Genomic DNA, 347 nt, shown 5'->3' on the forward strand with positions numbered 1-347 from the left:
TTTGGTGAGTTTTGTTGTTTATTTATTATGTTTCCAATTGCTGTAAATCCCAAAAAGAATGATCCAGATGGTTGCTCCAATCGCTCCAATGTATGTTGATTCTTGCAAGAAGAGACAAACGAATACAAAGAGGAAGAAAACAATGGTCAATGGATTCAACACTTTATAGGCTGGCATGACAAAACCATCTGGCATAAATTCTTTCGATTTACGGTACTTAAGATGGGCAAGCATAGTCAAAATGTAAATAGCAATGTAGACACCAGAAGAAGATGCCGTAATCAAGGCAAAAGCATCTGAGACACCTGGCAAGACATTGATAAAGGCTGAAACAGCAACTACAATCG

General features: G+C 37.8%; 1 pseudogene. It reads right to left on the minus strand.

Annotated elements, in window-relative coordinates:
- Positions 1-18: 18 nt before the first annotated feature.
- Positions 19-347 (minus strand): annotated as a pseudogene (locus SPADD19_RS11105) (amino acid permease); the annotation flags it as partial.

This window comes from Streptococcus parasanguinis, from assembly GCF_001578955.1.
In the GTDB taxonomy this organism is placed as follows: domain Bacteria; phylum Bacillota; class Bacilli; order Lactobacillales; family Streptococcaceae; genus Streptococcus; species Streptococcus parasanguinis_U.